The following is a 15,591-nucleotide window of genomic DNA, read 5'->3' as shown; positions in this document are numbered from 1 at the left end:
CGGCCTGTGGAGGAGAAATGTCACAGCCCGCGCAAAACCCCCGCGCGGATCGATGGTGGAAAACAGCATGCGCAGTGGGATAACCGGGGTCGCGTGCGGGCGCTTTTTGAGGATATCCCGACCCTGGCCCTGAGGCATGGGATAACCGGCCGAGTCTTCCCCCGAACAAAACAGGATTATCCACAAGTGCCCTCTGATTTTTCCGAAGACGTCGCAGGCAAGAAAATGCCGGCTTTGGTGCTGGCCTCTGCCTCGGAGACGAGAATCGCCATGTTGCGGGCGGCGGGCCTGGCGTTTGAGAGCCTTGCGGCGCGGGTGGATGAAGACAGCATTCGCCGCGCTTTGGAGGCTGAGAGTGCAAAGCCGCGCGATGTCGCCGACGCACTGGCGGAAACCAAGGCGCTGAAAATCTCGGGCAAGCGGCCAGAGGCGCTGGTGATCGGCTCGGACCAACTGCTCGAGCTGAATGGCCGGATCTTTGCCAAGCCTGAAAGCCCGGAGGCGGCGCGCGCCCAGCTGGTAGATCTGCGCGGCAAAACCCACCGTCTGATCTCGGCGGTGGTGGTTTGCCAGGGCGGCCAGCCGCTCTGGCGTCACGTGAGCGAGGCGCGGCTTACGATGCGGGATTTCGGGGATCTGTGGCTTGACGGCTATATCTCGCGCAACTGGGATAAAATCCGTCATTCCGTCGGTGGATACCGGCTTGAAGAGGAGGGCATTCGGCTGTTCTCCTCGTGCCAGGGGGATCACTTCACGATTCTGGGGCTGCCCTTACTTCCCCTTCTGAACTGGCTTTCGCTGAGAGGGGATATTCCCGCATGACTGACCATCCGCGTATTCCGCTGGCCGGTGTGATCGGGCATCCGATCGCGCATAGCCGCAGCCCGGCGCTGCATGGCTATTGGCTGAAGCGCTATGGTCTCGCGGGGCATTATATCCCTATGGATGTGGCGCCTCAGGATCTGGCGCATGTCTTGCGCACCCTGCCGCAGATGGGGTTTGTCGGGGCCAATGTCACCATTCCCCATAAAGAGGCGATCCTGAAGATCGCGGATATCATTACCGATCGTGCGGCGCTGATAGGTGCTGCTAACACATTGATTTTCCGGAAAGATGGTAAGATCCATGCGGATAATACCGATGGGTCCGGCTTTATTTCCAACCTGAGGCAGAACGCGCCTTTCTGGGATCCGACCGCCGGTCCGGCTGCGGTGCTGGGCGCTGGTGGTGCGGCCCGTGCCGTTGTCGCGGCGCTGATCGAGGTCGGTGCACCCGAGATCCGCATCGTCAACCGCACCCGCCCCAGGGCCGAGGCCATGCGTTCGGACTTCGGAGCGAAAGTGGTGGTCTGGGACTGGACCCATGTCGGCGCGATGATCGAAGGTTGTGCCACATTGGTGAACACGACCTCGCTCGGCATGACCGGCAAGCCAGACCTTGTCATTGATCTCGACCGGATCAGCCAGCGCTGCCTTGTGACTGACATTGTCTATGCGCCGTTGAAAACCGGCCTGCTGACCGAGGCTGAAGCGCGTGGCTGCACGGTGGTCGACGGGCTCGGAATGTTGCTGCACCAGGCCGTGCCCGGGTTCGAGCGCTGGTTCGGCAAACGCCCGGTGGTGGATGAGGAGACCCGCCTCGCGGTTCTGAACGCATGAGAGCTTTCTGCCTTGGCCTGACCGGCTCCATCGGCATGGGGAAATCGACCACGGCCGCAATGTTCTGGGACGCAGGTATCCCGGTCTGGGATGCGGATGCGGCGGTGCACCGGCTTTATGCCCCCGGCGCAAAGGGTGCCGCAGCTCTGGCGGGGTCTTTTCCCGAAGCGGTTTCCGATCAGGGTGTTTCACGGGAAACATTAAAGACGCTGCTGGCCGCCGATCCCTCGCGCCTGAAACAGCTGGAACAGCTGATCCATCCGCTTGTTGCGGAAGATCGGGCCGCATTTCTGGCCCATACCGGGTCCGATATCCTGCTGCTCGATGTGCCGCTTCTGTTTGAGAAAGGCATCGACCGGGAATGTGACGCGTCGCTGCTGGTCACGGCACCTGCCGCTTTGCAACGCGCCCGCGTCCTTGCGCGGCCCGGTATGACGGCGGCGCAGCTTGACCTGGTCCTTTCGCGCCAGATGCCCGACCAGGACAAGCGCGCCCGCGCCACCCATATCGTCGAAACCCTGTCAATCGACAGCACCCGGGTGTATGTACAGGCGCTGATCGCGCATCTGCGCGCAGGAATGGCGGGCCAGAATGCGTGAAATCGTCCTTGATACCGAGACCACCGGCTTTGACCCGGAACAGGGCGACCGCATCGTCGAGATCGGCGCGGTCGAGCTGTTCAACCACCTGCCCACCGGCAAGGTTTATCACCAATATATCAACCCCGAACGCGACATGCCGCAGGGCGCCTTCGAAGTGCACGGGCTCAGCAGCGAATTCCTCAGCGACAAGCCGGTTTTCGCGAAAATCGGCCAGGCATTTGTGGATTTCGTCGGTGATGCGAAACTGGTGATCCATAACGCAGCCTTTGATATGAAGTTTCTGAATTTCGAACTGAAGCGTATGGGGCTGGCCGATATTCCCTGGGCGCGCGCCATCGACACGCTGGCCATCGCGCGGCAGCGCTTTCCCGGCTCGCCTGCCTCGCTGGATGCGCTTTGCCGGCGTTTTGGCGTCGACAATTCCCGGCGTGAAAAACACGGCGCGCTGCTCGACAGCGAAATCCTCGCCGAGGTCTATCTCGAACTGGTCGGGGGTCGTCAGCCCGACCTCGTGCTGGCGCCAATACAAAGCAACAGCCCCGCAAGTGCTGGGCAGTTGGACGGAGACTGGCGCCCCCGTCCCCGCCCGACCGCATTGCCCGCGCGGATCACCGCTGCGGAAACAGCCGCGCATGAGGCATTTGTTGCGAAACTGGGCGATGCCGCTATCTGGCTGAAGCGGAGCTGAGCCGTCGAAGATCAGGGCTTTTTCTGGACTATTCCCTAAAAATCATAACTTTAAGCCGTTCTTCATTCCGACCTGTGATCCTGGCCCCGGGTGAGTGAAAAGGGTGACGGGAATGGCCGGGCAAAGTAATGCGCCGCCAGTCATCATCAAACGGAAGAAAGTGGTTTCGGGCGGCGGCCATCATGGCGGCGCCTGGAAAGTGGCCTATGCGGATTTCGTGACCGCAATGATGGCCTTCTTCCTGCTGATGTGGCTGCTGAATGCGACGACAGAAAAACAACGCAAGGGACTGTCGGATTACTTCAATCCGTCGATCCCGCTCAGCAAGGTTTCAGGTGGCGGTGATGGCACACTGGGCGGTGAATCCATTTTCTCCGAGGAGGACCGGACCGCCATGGGCCGCGGCGGCCTCGCCAGCCAGACTGGCGCCGGCGAGGCCGAGGAAAAAGCCCAGGCCGAGATGGTGAAAACCGTCCAAGAAGCCCTGTTCGATCGTGGCGGCGAAAGCCGCACCATGGAACAACTGATGCGCCATGTTGTCACCCGGGTCACCGATGAAGGCCTTGTGATCGAGCTCTTCGATCTTGATGACGCCAGCCTGTTCAAGGGCCATACCGCCGAGCCGCAAGAGGTTACCATGCATCTGGCGCGGATGCTGGCCGAGGTGCTCAATCTGACCGTGAATGGTCTTGCGGTGAACGCCTATGTGCAAAGCTATCCGGTCACGCTGGTTGAAAATCCGGGCTGGGAACTGACGGCCGATCGTGCCCGTGCCATGCGCAGTCTGCTCCAGAGGGCCGGCATTCAGGCGACCCGGTTCAGCCGCATCGGGGGCTTTGCTGACCGCAAGCCCGCCGTGGCCGATCCGGCATCGCGGCGCAACAACCGGATCGAGATCGTGCTGCTGCGGCGTGACCGGTAATCCCGATAATTTTATCTGTTAGCGGAAAATTCAGTCCTCCGGGCCAAACCTGTCGCAAGCTCATTCAGGATAAAGGTGCGACTGATGACGATTTCCTCCGCGCTCAATGCCGGCGTAGCCGGGCTCAGTGCCAACGCGACGCGGCTCGCGACCATCTCAGACAATATCGCGAATTCGGGCACTTTCGGCTATAAACGCGCCCATGCTGAATTCTCCAGCATGGTGATCACGAACAATCGCGGCTCTGGCACCTATTCGGCAGGCGGCGTTCGCGCCTCGACCATGCGACTGATCGAAGAACGCGGCGGCCTTGTCGGCACTTCGCATCCGCTGGACATTGCGGTTTCCGGGCGCGGGATGCTGCCAGTGATCACCGAAGTATCTCTGGGGGTCAATTCAGTAGACCGCGCGCTTTTGATGACAACGACCGGCTCTTTCCGAACCGATGCGAATGGTGTGCTGAAAACCCAGTCCGGTCTGGTGCTGATGGGCTGGCCTGCCACGTCGGATGGCAGCATTCCGGTCTTCCCGCGGGATACGATCACCGGCCTGGTACCGGTTGTGATCAATGCGAACCAGACCGCCGGCGATCCGACCACCCAGATCACGGCGGGGGTCAACCTGCCGGCCACGGGTACCGAAGCCGGCGCCACCGGCGATCCGCTGCCCTTCGCGATCGAATATTTCGGCAATCTCGGCACGTCGGAATCTCTGGATTTCAACTTCACGCCGACCGTTCCGGCGGCAGGCAGCCCGCCATCCAACACCTGGACCATGGTGATCCGCGATTCTGCCAGCAATAATGCGATCATCGGGGAATATGTTCTGACCTTTGACGATTCCCGCGCGGCTGGCGGCACGCTCGCGACAGTTGTTGCGGTTCCGGCGGTTCCGGCCTGGCCGGCTTATGACGGTGCCACCGGAACTCTGCCGCTGACCGTGGCCGGCGGCCCGATGAGCGTCGCCATCGGCCGCGTCGGTGATCCGAACGGTCTGACCCAGCTTTCCGATGATTTTGCGCCGGTGCAGATCACCAAGGACGGATCGCCCGTCGGCAATCTCACCACGGTCGAGATCAATCCGAACGGCTATATCATCGCAACCTATGATACCGGGTTCAACCGCGTGCTCTACCAGATCCCGCTGGTCGATGTGCCGAATCCCAATGGCCTGATCTCGCTGCATAACCAGACCTATCAGGTCTCGCCGCAATCGGGCTCTTTCTTCCTCTGGGATGCCGGTGACGGCCCGACCGGCTCGATTGAAGGCTATGCCCGTGAGGGATCGACCACAGATGTTGCGGCAGAACTGACTTCGCTGATTCAGACGCAGCGGGCCTATTCATCGAACGCCAAGGTCATCCAGACCGTCGACGAAATGTTGCAGGAAACCACCAATATCAAACGGTAACGCAAAATGAGCATCACCTCGGCCCTCAATTCCGCGCTGACCGGACTGACCGCCACCTCGCGGCAGGCTGAGGCGGTGTCCAACAATGTCGCAAATGCAACGACTTTGGGCTACGCGCGCCGTTCCGTTTCGCTTTCGGCTCTTAACCTCGGAGGATCGGGTCAGGGCGTGCGCGTGGTCGGCATCACCAGACATGCAGATCTCTATCTGATCAATGACCGCAGGGGCGCTCAGGCCGCTGCGGGTGACAGCGCGACCAAGGCAGGCTTTCTCAACCGGCTTGAGACCATTCTCGGCACAACTGAATCTCCGGGATCCCTGGTTTCCCGCGTCAGCACGCTGGACACCACTTTACTTGAGGCCGCGAGCCATCCCGAATCCGAGGCAAGGCTTGCTGCGGCGGTTTCGGCAGCAAGATCCCTTGCCACCGGATTGAATCAGGCGAGTGACGCCATCCAGGCTGAACGTCTCAAGGCCGAGAAAGGCATCGCTTCGGCTGTGGAAAGTCTGAACAGCGGCCTGCGCCAGGTTCAGGAGCTGAACCGGATGATCGCCTCTCACAGCGGCTCCGGTCGGGATGCCTCGGCGTTGATGGATCAGCGTCAGCAGGTGATCGACAGCATTGCCAGCATCATTCCGCTGAAGGAAATGCCACGAGACGGCAATCAGATTGCGCTGATCTCTGCCGGGGGCGCCCTTCTGCTGGACGGAAACCCTGTGAGCTTCGGTTTCACCGAAGTCCATACAATCGTGCCTGAAATGACCCAGGCCAGCGGAGGCCTCTATGGGCTGACCATCAACGGCAAACCGATGGCAACCACAGGAAGCAGCAGCATGATCCTTGGTGGAGAGCTCGGGGCGCTCTTCGCGGTTCGCGACGAGCTGGCTGTTGAAGGCCAGTCTGTGCTCGATGCATTGGCGCGTGACATGATTGAAAGGTTCAGCGCAGCAGGTCTCGATCCCACTTTACCTGCTGGTGCCCCCGGATTGTTCACCGATGGCGGTCTGGCCTTTGATCCCGCTGATGAGGTGGGTCTGGCGTCACGTATCGCATTGAATTTCGCCACAGATCCTTTGAAAGGCGGAGAAGTCACGCGGCTGCGCGACGGGCTCGGCGCGCTCACGCCGGGCCCTGTTGGAAACTCCACGCTCCTCAATTCACTCTCCTCAGCGCTCAACACCAACCGCGCCATCGCATCGCCGATCCCCGGTGGCACCAGGAGCCTCGCAGGCCTGGCAGCAGCCATTCTGTCCCGAACCTCCTCTCAGCGCGTCACACAGGAGACCGAACAAAGCTATACTGCCGCGAGATACACGGCATTGTCCGACATCGAGGCCGCTTCGGGCGTGAACACCGATGAAGAGCTGCAGTCGCTGCTGGTGATTGAGAAAAACTACGCGGCCAATGCGCGGGTCATTCAGGTCGTGGATGAAATGATCAAAACTCTGTTGGGGCTTTGACGATGGAACGCATAAGCTCAAACCCGTTTCTGACCCCGGCACTTCTGCGACAGTCGTCTGAACTTCGTGCGGGCCTGCAAAAGGCCACGCAAGAGATGATGACCGGCAAGTTTTCTGATCAGGGTAAAGCTTTGCGTGGCGACTTTTCTGCTCTGGCCGCGACAGATCATGCCCTTGCCCGACTTTCCGGGTTTGCCGCAGCCACCACCGAACTTACCCTGATGGGCGAGGCGATGCAGCGCGCTTTATCTGTCATTTCTGAAGCGACCACAGAGCTCGCAGCTAACCTGCTGCGCGTAACCAGTGGCGCGTCTGACACCCTGCTTTCTTCGATCCTGTCCACCGGCACGCGTGATTTCAACACTGCCATATCAGCGCTGAACACCCGCCTTGCCGACAAGTCGGTTTTTGGCGGCGATGCTTCTGACCAACTGGCTTTGCCCGGATCCGAGGCGATCCTCACGGCACTCGAGACCGCGATCGCCGGCCTGACAGATATTGACGATATTTCCAACGGGATAGATGACTGGTTCAAAGGGACCGCCGGATATGAGGCATTATACACCGGAGGCCAGGGTCGGGCTGGCCTCAATGTGGCACCTGGAGAGACGGCATCGCTTCCCTTCACTGCCCTTGACCCTGCAATCCGCGCGACACTGGCGGGCCTCTCTAAGGTGGCTTTGCTTGACCGGGGTCTCTTTACAGGAGATCACGCTTCGCGGTCTGCCCTTGCGCTCAGGGCGGGTGAGAACCTTTTCAGCTCTTCCGAAGCGAGGACTGTCCTCGCCAGCAGGATTGGCACGGTTGAGCAACAACTGTCTCAGGCACAAAGTCGCAATTCTGCGGAGAAATCGGCACTTGCCCTGACACGCAACAGCCTGACCGAAGCAGATCCCTATGAGGCTACGGTGCGCCTTAAGGATCTCGAGAGCAGACTGGATGCATTCTACACCATCACAGCGCGACTGTCGCAACTCAGCCTGACGGGATATCTCCGGTGAAACCGAATATCTTTGCTTACGCCTTACAAGGTCTGATCCTGCTGCTTGTCTCAAGTCTCGCCCTGTCGATCCCGGCCATGGCGCAACCGGTCCGTATCAAAGACCTGGTCGAAATCGACGGGGTCAGGGGCAATGATCTCGTGGGATATGGTCTTGTTGTGGGGCTGAACGGCACCGGTGATGGTATCCGGAATTCGCCGTTCACAGAAGAGATTATGGCAAATCTTCTGGAGAGGCTTGGTGTCAACATCGTCGGTGAAGCATCGCGCCCGAAAAATGTCGCGGCTGTTTTCGTAACCGCAACCCTGCCGCCGTTTTCGCGGGCCGGGGCGCGGATTGACATAACGGTTTCGGCCATTGGTGATGCGAAAAGCCTGCTTGGTGGAACGCTTGTGATGACACCTCTGAATGGGGCGGACGGCCAGATCTATGCGGTGGCTCAGGGAACCATCATTGCAGGTGGGATCTCTGCCGAAGGCGATGCCGCTCGGGTTGTCCAGGGTGTGCCAACGGCGGGGTCGATCCCCTCCGGCGCACGGGTAGAGCGTGAGGTTCCGTTCGATTTCAACCAGGTTTCAGTTTTGCGGCTTGCGCTGAAATCAGCAGATTTTACAACAGCCGCCAGAATTGAACGGGCCATCAATCAGGAATTTGGCTCACGTTCGGCGACAATGCTGGACGGGGGTACGGTTGCGCTTGATCTTAGCCGTATCGGTGGTGGTTCTCCGGCACATGCCATAGCGAGGATTGAAAGTCTGCGGATCGACCCCGCGACCAGGGCCAGGGTGGTGGTCGACCAGCGATCAGGTACAATCGTGATTGGCGCCGATGTTCGGATCAGCCGTGTTGCGGTATCGCAGGGAAATCTCACCTTGCGTGTGGAAGAGTATCCTATCGTAATCCAGCCCAACCCTTTCGCCGAGGGTGAAACCATTGTGGTTCCCAGAAGCAACGCTGAAATCACCACTGAAGGCAGCGCTCTGGCGGAAGTCACGGGCGATACCAGTCTGTCCGAAGTGATTTCCGGTCTTAACGCGCTGGGTGTTCAGCCACATGACATGATCGATATTCTCAAGAGCATCCATGCAGCTGGCGCGTTGCACGCAGAATTTGTCATCCAGTAGCATAATATTCGAAATTCCTCATAATATTAACCGGTATTATGAATTTCACAACAGGCATCTGGTCTCATATGGTCCGCGCGAACCAGGAGCGCCGGATTCATGCAGAACTTCATTCTTCCCCCCACTCCGGCACTCGCTGCCCTGGAAGCCGCAGCGAGGCAGCGGATTCTTATTCTCGATGGGGCGATGGGCACCCAGATCCAGGGCCTTGGACTGACGGAAGAGGACTATTCCGGCCATGGCTCAGGTTGTGCCTGTCGGCACCATTCCGACCATCCGCAAAAGGGCAATAACGATCTTCTGATCCTGACCCAGCCGGAGGCCATCGAGGAGATCCACTTCAATTATGCCATGGCTGGTGCCGATATCGTTGAGACAAATACTTTCTCGGCGACGACCATCGCGCAGGCCGATTATGCTTTGGAAGCAGCGGTAGACGATCTGAACGTCCAGGGCGCGCGCATTGTCCGCCGCGCTCTGGACCGCGCCACAGCCATTGACGGCAAGCCGCGCTTTGTTGCCGGTGCGGTCGGTCCGACCAACCGGACGGCGTCGATCAGCCCCGACGTCAACAATCCGGGCTATCGCGCGGTGAGTTTCGACGACCTCCACAAAGCCTATGCCCAACAGATCCGGGGCCTGATCAGGGGCGGCGCCGATATCATTCTGATCGAAACGATTTTTGACACTCTGAACGCCAAAGCCGCGATCTTCGCCTGTCTCAGCGCCTTTGCCGAACATGGAAGCCGGCTGCCCGTGATGATTTCGGGCACCATAACCGATGCTTCGGGCCGCACCCTGTCCGGGCAAACCCCTACGGCTTTCTGGCATTCGGTGCGCCACGCGAAACCCTTAACCATCGGGCTGAACTGTGCGCTCGGGGCGAGCGCGATGCGTCCGCATCTGGCGGAGCTCTCTGCTGTGGCGGAAACCTTCACCTGCGCCTATCCGAATGCCGGCTTGCCCAATGCCTTTGGTCAATATGACGAGGGGCCCGAGGAGACCGCTGCCCAGGTGGCGACCTTTGCCCGCGACGGGCTGGTCAATGTGGTTGGCGGGTGCTGCGGCACCACGCCCGGCCATATCCAGGCCATTGCAGAAGCTGTCCGCCCCCATAAACCGCGCGAGATCAAAAAATGAGCCGCTATCTTCGTCTCTCGGGGCTGGAACCCTTCATCCTCACGCCCGACATCCCGTTTGTGAATGTTGGAGAGCGCACCAACGTCACCGGTTCGGCCAAATTTCGCAAGCTGATCACCAATCGCGACTATGCCGCTGCGCTGGACGTGGCGCGTGATCAGGTGGAAAACGGCGCCCAGATCATCGACATCAACATGGATGAAGGGCTGATCGACAGTAAGTCCGCGATGGTCGAATTCCTCAACCTCGTCGCGTCCGAGCCCGACATCGCCCGCGTGCCGGTGATGATCGACAGCTCGAAATGGGAGGTGATCGAGGCCGGGCTGAAATGCGTTCAGGGCAAGCCGATCGTCAATTCGATCAGCCTGAAAGAGGGTGAGGCTCAGTTCCGCCACCATGCCGGTCTGTGCCTGGCTTACGGCGCGGCAGTGGTGGTCATGGCCTTTGACGAGACTGGCCAGGCCGACACGTTCCAGCGCAAGACCGAGATCTGCGCCCGGGCCTACCGCATCCTGACCGAGGAAATCGGCTTTCCGCCGGAAGATATCATCTTTGACCCGAACGTTTTCGCGGTCGCGACCGGCATCGAGGAACACAATAATTACGGCGTCGATTTTATCGAGGCGACGCGCTGGATCCGCCAGAACCTGCCGCATTGTCACATCTCGGGCGGCGTTTCGAACCTTTCCTTCAGCTTCCGCGGCAATGAACCTGTGCGCGAGGCCATGCATTGCGTCTTTCTCTACCATGCCATTCAGGCCGGGATGGATATGGGCATCGTCAATGCGGGCCAGCTCGCCGTTTATGACCAGATCGAGCCCGAGCTGCGCGAGGCCTGCGAGGATGTCGTCCTCAACCGCCGTGACGATGCGACCGAACGGATGCTGGAAATCGCGGAAAGGTACCGCGGTGGTGCGCGTGAGGAAAAGGTCCGCGATCTGCAATGGCGCGACTGGCCGGTGGAAAAACGTCTCGAACATGCGCTGGTGAATGGCATCACCGAATTCATCGAAGAGGATACCGAGGTTGCGCGCCAGCAGGCCACCCGCCCGTTGCATGTGATCGAGGGCCCGCTGATGGCGGGGATGAATGTCGTCGGTGACCTGTTCGGCGCCGGCAAGATGTTCCTGCCCCAGGTGGTGAAATCGGCACGGGTGATGAAACAGGCGGTCGCCGTGCTGCTGCCTTATATGGAAGAGGAAAAGGCGGCGCAGGGCGGCGAGATGCGCCGTTCTGCCGGCCGGGTGCTGATGGCGACGGTGAAAGGCGATGTGCATGACATCGGCAAGAACATCGTCGGTGTCGTGCTGGCCTGCAACAATTACGAGATCATTGATCTGGGCGTGATGGTGCCGCCGCAGAAGATCCTTGAGATCGCGCGCGAACAACAGGTTGATGTGATTGGGCTTTCCGGCCTGATCACCCCCAGCCTTGACGAAATGGTGCATCTGGCCTCCGAGATGGAGCGTGAAGGATTCAACATTCCGCTGCTGATCGGCGGCGCGACGACGTCCAAGGTGCATACGGCGGTGAAAATCGCGCCGCGCTACCATAAGGGCCAGGCGATCTATGTGCTGGATGCCAGCCGCGCGGTGGGCGTGGTCAGCCAGCTGCTGAGTGAAACGCAGAAAGAGCCCTATATCGCGTCGATCCAGGCCGAATATGTCGAGGTGGCCGAGCGTCATGAACGCGCCGAGCTGGCGAAAAAACGTCTGCCACTGGAAGCCGCCCGCGCCAATGCGCTGAAAATCGACTGGGAGGGCTATGCGCCCCCTGCCCCGCAATTTACCGGCCCACGGGTGATTGAGGACTGGGATCTCGCGGATATCGCGCGCTATATCGACTGGACCCCCTTCTTCCAGACATGGGAGCTGAAAGGCGTTTATCCGCGCATTCTCGAAGATGAAAAGCAGGGCGAGGCTGCGCGCCAGCTGTTCGAAGATGCCCAGGCGATGCTGCAGCGCATCATTACCGAGCAATGGTTCCGCCCGCGCGCCGTGATCGGCTTCTGGCCCGCCAATGCGACCGGCGACGATATTCGTCTCTATACAGGCGAAAACCGTGCCGAAACCCTGGCTATGCTGCACACGCTGCGTCAGCAGACGACCAAGCGGGACGGGCGTCCGAATGTGGCGCTTTCGGATTTCGTTGGCCCGGACGGCACGCCGGATTATGTCGGCGGGTTCGTGGTGACGGCCGGCCCGGAAGAGGCAGAGATCGCCGCGCGCTATGAGCGGGCAAATGATGATTACGGCTCGATCATGGTCAAGGCGCTGGCTGACCGCTATGCCGAAGCCATGGCCGAGATGCTGCATGAACGGGTGCGCAAGGAATATTGGGGATACGGCGCGGCAGAGACCTTCCAGCCGCATGAGCTGATCGGCGAGCCTTATGCCGGCATCCGCCCTGCCCCGGGCTATCCGGCGCAGCCCGACCATACCGAGAAGCTCACCCTCTTCCGTCTGCTGGATGCTGAAAAAAATACTGGCGTCACGCTGACCGAGAGCATGGCGATGTGGCCGGGCTCGTCGGTGTCTGGCTTCTATATCGGCCATCCGTCCAGCTATTATTTCGGCGTGGCCAGGGTCGAGCGGGATCAGGTGCTGGATTACGCGGCCCGCAAGGGGATGGATCTTACCGAGGCCGAACGCTGGCTGGCGCCGATCCTGAATTACACCCCTGATAATGGCGTAAAACTGGCGGCGGAATAGGCCCGACCTTGACCAGGGGTCAGGCATCGGCTAGCCCGCTGCCGACCCCATTCAAACGGAGCGCCCCGATGGCCAACCCCTCCCTCCTGATCCTTGCCGGTGACGGTATCGGCCCCGAAGTCATGGATGAGGTGAAAAAAGTCATCTCCTGGATGGGCACCGCCCGCGGCATCCATTTCGATGTCTCGGAGGATCTGGTGGGCGGCTGCGCTTATGACGCGCATGGCACGCCGCTGACCGACGCGACCATGGCAAAGGCGCAGGAGGTGGATGCGGTTCTGCTCGGCGCGGTGGGCGGCCCGAAATATGACAAGCTCGATTTCAGCGTAAAGCCCGAGCGGGGCCTGCTGCGGCTGCGCAAAGAGATGGACCTGTTTTCGAACCTCCGTCCGGCGCAGTGCTTTGACGCGCTGGCGGATTTCTCGTCGCTGAAGCGCGATGTGGTTGCCGGTCTCGACATCATGATCGTGCGCGAGCTGACTTCGGGCGTCTATTTCGGCGAGCCGCGCGGGATCTTCAAAGAGGGCAATGAGCGCGTTGGCATCAACACGCAGCGCTATACCGAGAGCGAAATCGCCCGTGTCGCGAAATCGGCTTTTGAACTGGCGCGCCGCCGGGGCAACAAGGTCTGCTCGATGGAGAAGGCCAATGTGATGGAATCCGGCATCCTGTGGCGCGATGTGGTGACCGAGGTGCATCAGCGCGATTACCAGGATGTCGAACTCAGCCATATGTATGCCGATGCCGGCGCGATGCAGCTGACCCGCTGGCCGAAACAGTTCGACGTGATCGTGACCGACAACCTGTTCGGCGATCTTCTGTCGGATCTGGCCGCGATGCTGACCGGCTCGCTTGGCATGTTGCCCTCGGCCAGCCTCGGCGCGCCGATGGCCAATGGCCGCCCGAAAGCGATGTATGAGCCGGTGCATGGCTCGGCCCCGATATTGCGGGCCAGGGCAAGGCGAATCCGATCGCCTGTATCCTCAGCTTTGCGATGGCGCTGCGCTACAGCTTTGATCTTGGCGACGAGGCCACCCGCGTCGAACAGGCGGTTGAAAAAGTGCTCGCCGACGGGCTGCGCACCGCTGACCTTCTTGGCCCGGAGGGCGGCTCGCCCATCGGCACCGCCGCAATGGGCGATGCGATCATCGCAGCGCTGAACGCTTCGGTCTGATCTGATTTGTCCCCACCTGATTTGTCCCCGGAGCCATTGGCTCCGGGGACAATTGCTTCGGGCCTTTAGTCCCAGCCCATCTGCTTCAGATAGCCCTCGATCAGCGGCACGTCAGAAGGGTTGTTCAGCTCCCAGAATTTCGCACCGGGGCCGATACCTCGACCACATCGACCGGATGGCCGTTTTCCAGAAAACGCAGCTGCTCCAGCCCTTCCAGCGTCTCAAGGTGGCCCGGCTCCCATTGACCATAGGCGGTCAGTGCGGCGGGGCGATAGGCGTAAAGCCCGACATGGTGGAAGACCGGCACCTGACCATCGACCACACCTTTGCCATTGGTAAAGGGGATCACCTCTTTCGAGAAATAGAGCGCCTGGCCGAGCCGGTTTGCGACCACGGTCGTCGCGCCCACGCGCCCCGCCGCGCGGTCGGCGATGAAATTCCGCACGGCGTCTTCGTCACAGCGCAGGATCGGCGTGGCGATGCCGGTGGTCGGTTTCTCGCGCATATGGCGGATCAGCGCGGTGACGAAAGACGGCGGCGTCAGTGGCGCATCGCCTTGTAAATTCACCACAATCTGTGGCGAAACGCGCTCGGTGCCGTTGCGCGCGTTTCCGAAGTCATGATCACCTCGGCCCCGATCCGCCGCGCCTCATCGGCAATGCGGCTATCGTCGGTTGCGACATAAAGCCCGATTCCGCCGCCGGCCTCTTCGACGGCGCGACGCCCGGCTATGACCGAGCGTTCCAGCAGGCTGCGCCCTGCCCCGCTCGCGCCTTTCAACAGCGCCAGCGGCTTGGCCGGGTAGCGGGTCGAGGCATAGCGGGCCGGGATGATGATGACCGTATCCATCGCGGCTTCCCTCACAGGCCCTTGGCCAATGCGTCAAAGCTGCGCAAGGTGCCGATCAGGTCTTTCAGCTGATCGACAGGCACCATATTCGGCCCGTCCGAGGGCGCATTGTCGGGGTCCTGATGGGTTTCGATAAAGAGGCCCGAGACCCCGACCGCACAGGCCGCCCGCGCCAGAACCGGCACATATTCGCGCTGTCCGCCCGAGGAATTCCCCTGCCCGCCCGGCTGCTGCACCGAATGGGTGGCGTCGAAAATCACCGGCCAGCCGGTCTCGGCCATACGCGGCAGGCCCCGAAAATCGGTGACCAGCGTGTTATAGCCAAAGGACGTCCCTCGCTCGCAGAGCATGATATTGCGATTGCCGGTCGAGGCGACCTTGACTGCTACATTGTCCATATCCCAGGGCGCAAGGAACTGGCCCTTCTTGATATTCACGGCTTTGCCCGTGGCGCCCGCCGCCAGCAAAAGATCGGTCTGACGGCTGAGAAAAGCCGGGATCTGCAGCACATCGCAAACCTCGGCCGCAGGCGCGCAATGGCCCGGCTCATGCACATCGGTCAGCACCGGCACGCCGAATTCGTCGCGGATCAGCCCAAGGATCTCGAGCCCCTTTTCCATCCCGAGGCCGCGCTTGCCGCCCAGCGAAGAGCGGTTTGCCTTGTCATAGCTGGCCTTGAAGATGAATTTCGTGCCCGTGGGCGCGCAGGCCTCAAGGATCCTCTCGGCCATCATCCGCGCGTGGTCATGGCTTTCCAGCTGGCAGGGGCCGCAGATCAGCGCAATCGGGTTCTTTCCGCCGATGGCAATATCGCCGATGGTGACAATGTTCTGGCTCATCTGTGCTTCTCC

12 protein-coding genes and 2 pseudogenes are annotated in these 15,591 nt (G+C 60.7%); 12 read left to right on the top strand and 2 right to left on the bottom strand.

What is annotated here, in order from left to right; genetic code table 11:
- Positions 1–225: 225 nt before the first annotated feature.
- The 12 genes and pseudogenes from QNO18_RS03630 (at position 226) to leuB (ending at position 13,891) form a co-directional block, all read left to right on the top strand.
- Positions 226–822, top strand: coding sequence for a Maf family protein (locus tag QNO18_RS03630; RefSeq protein ID WP_283178737.1), 597 nt, complete (start codon positions 226–228; stop codon positions 820–822).
- On the top strand, positions 819–1,658 hold the full coding sequence (locus QNO18_RS03625; protein WP_283176569.1) for a shikimate dehydrogenase: 840 nt from the start codon (positions 819–821) through the stop codon (positions 1,656–1,658). The genes QNO18_RS03630 and QNO18_RS03625 overlap by 4 nt, the downstream gene beginning before the upstream one ends.
- Positions 1,655–2,257: a dephospho-CoA kinase gene (gene coaE / locus QNO18_RS03620; protein WP_283176568.1), complete on the top strand. Its 603-nt coding sequence runs from the start codon at positions 1,655–1,657 to the stop codon at positions 2,255–2,257. Before QNO18_RS03625 ends, coaE begins: the two co-directional genes overlap by 4 nt.
- Complete coding sequence (gene dnaQ, locus QNO18_RS03615; RefSeq protein ID WP_283176567.1) at positions 2,250–2,948, top strand: DNA polymerase III subunit epsilon; 699 nt, start codon at positions 2,250–2,252, stop codon at positions 2,946–2,948. The genes coaE and dnaQ overlap by 8 nt, the downstream gene beginning before the upstream one ends.
- A gap of 112 nt (positions 2,949–3,060) precedes the next feature.
- Positions 3,061–3,870, top strand: coding sequence for a flagellar motor protein MotB (locus tag QNO18_RS03610; RefSeq protein ID WP_283176566.1), 810 nt, complete (start codon positions 3,061–3,063; stop codon positions 3,868–3,870).
- Between the two features lie 84 nt (positions 3,871–3,954).
- Entirely contained in the window at positions 3,955–5,280 is a 1,326-nt protein-coding gene (locus QNO18_RS03605; RefSeq protein ID WP_198835248.1) for a flagellar hook-basal body complex protein, read from the top strand.
- A gap of 6 nt (positions 5,281–5,286) precedes the next feature.
- Positions 5,287–6,741 (top strand): flagellar hook-associated protein FlgK, encoded by a 1,455-nt coding sequence (flgK, locus tag QNO18_RS03600; RefSeq protein ID WP_283176565.1) that lies wholly within the window; start codon positions 5,287–5,289, stop codon positions 6,739–6,741.
- 2 nt (positions 6,742–6,743) lie between these two features.
- Positions 6,744–7,742: a flagellin gene (locus QNO18_RS03595; protein WP_283176564.1), complete on the top strand. Its 999-nt coding sequence runs from the start codon at positions 6,744–6,746 to the stop codon at positions 7,740–7,742.
- 77 nt (positions 7,743–7,819) lie between these two features.
- Positions 7,820–8,866 (top strand): flagellar basal body P-ring protein FlgI, encoded by a 1,047-nt coding sequence (locus tag QNO18_RS03590; RefSeq protein ID WP_283178736.1) that lies wholly within the window; start codon positions 7,820–7,822, stop codon positions 8,864–8,866.
- 99 nt (positions 8,867–8,965) lie between these two features.
- On the top strand, positions 8,966–10,006 hold the full coding sequence (locus tag QNO18_RS03585) for a homocysteine S-methyltransferase family protein (protein ID WP_283176563.1): 1,041 nt from the start codon (positions 8,966–8,968) through the stop codon (positions 10,004–10,006).
- On the top strand, positions 10,003–12,717 hold the full coding sequence (gene metH, locus QNO18_RS03580; protein WP_283176562.1) for a methionine synthase: 2,715 nt from the start codon (positions 10,003–10,005) through the stop codon (positions 12,715–12,717). The genes QNO18_RS03585 and metH overlap by 4 nt, the downstream gene beginning before the upstream one ends.
- A 68-nt stretch (positions 12,718–12,785) precedes the next feature.
- A pseudogene (gene leuB, locus QNO18_RS03575) lies at positions 12,786–13,891 on the top strand (3-isopropylmalate dehydrogenase).
- A gap of 65 nt (positions 13,892–13,956) precedes the next feature.
- Here leuB and QNO18_RS03570 read toward each other — a convergent pair.
- Positions 13,957–14,740: pseudogene (locus QNO18_RS03570) on the bottom strand (manno-octulosonate cytidylyltransferase).
- Positions 14,741–14,751: 11 nt separating this feature from the next.
- Positions 14,752–15,579, bottom strand: coding sequence for a 3-deoxy-8-phosphooctulonate synthase (kdsA, locus tag QNO18_RS03565; protein ID WP_283176561.1), 828 nt, complete (start codon positions 15,577–15,579; stop codon positions 14,752–14,754).
- Between the last annotated feature and the right edge of the window lie 12 nt (positions 15,580–15,591).

The organism is Gemmobacter sp. 24YEA27, from assembly GCF_030052995.1.
In the GTDB taxonomy this organism is placed as follows: Bacteria; Pseudomonadota; Alphaproteobacteria; order Rhodobacterales; family Rhodobacteraceae; genus Pseudogemmobacter.
This window is presented reverse-complemented; position numbering and strand designations above follow the sequence as displayed.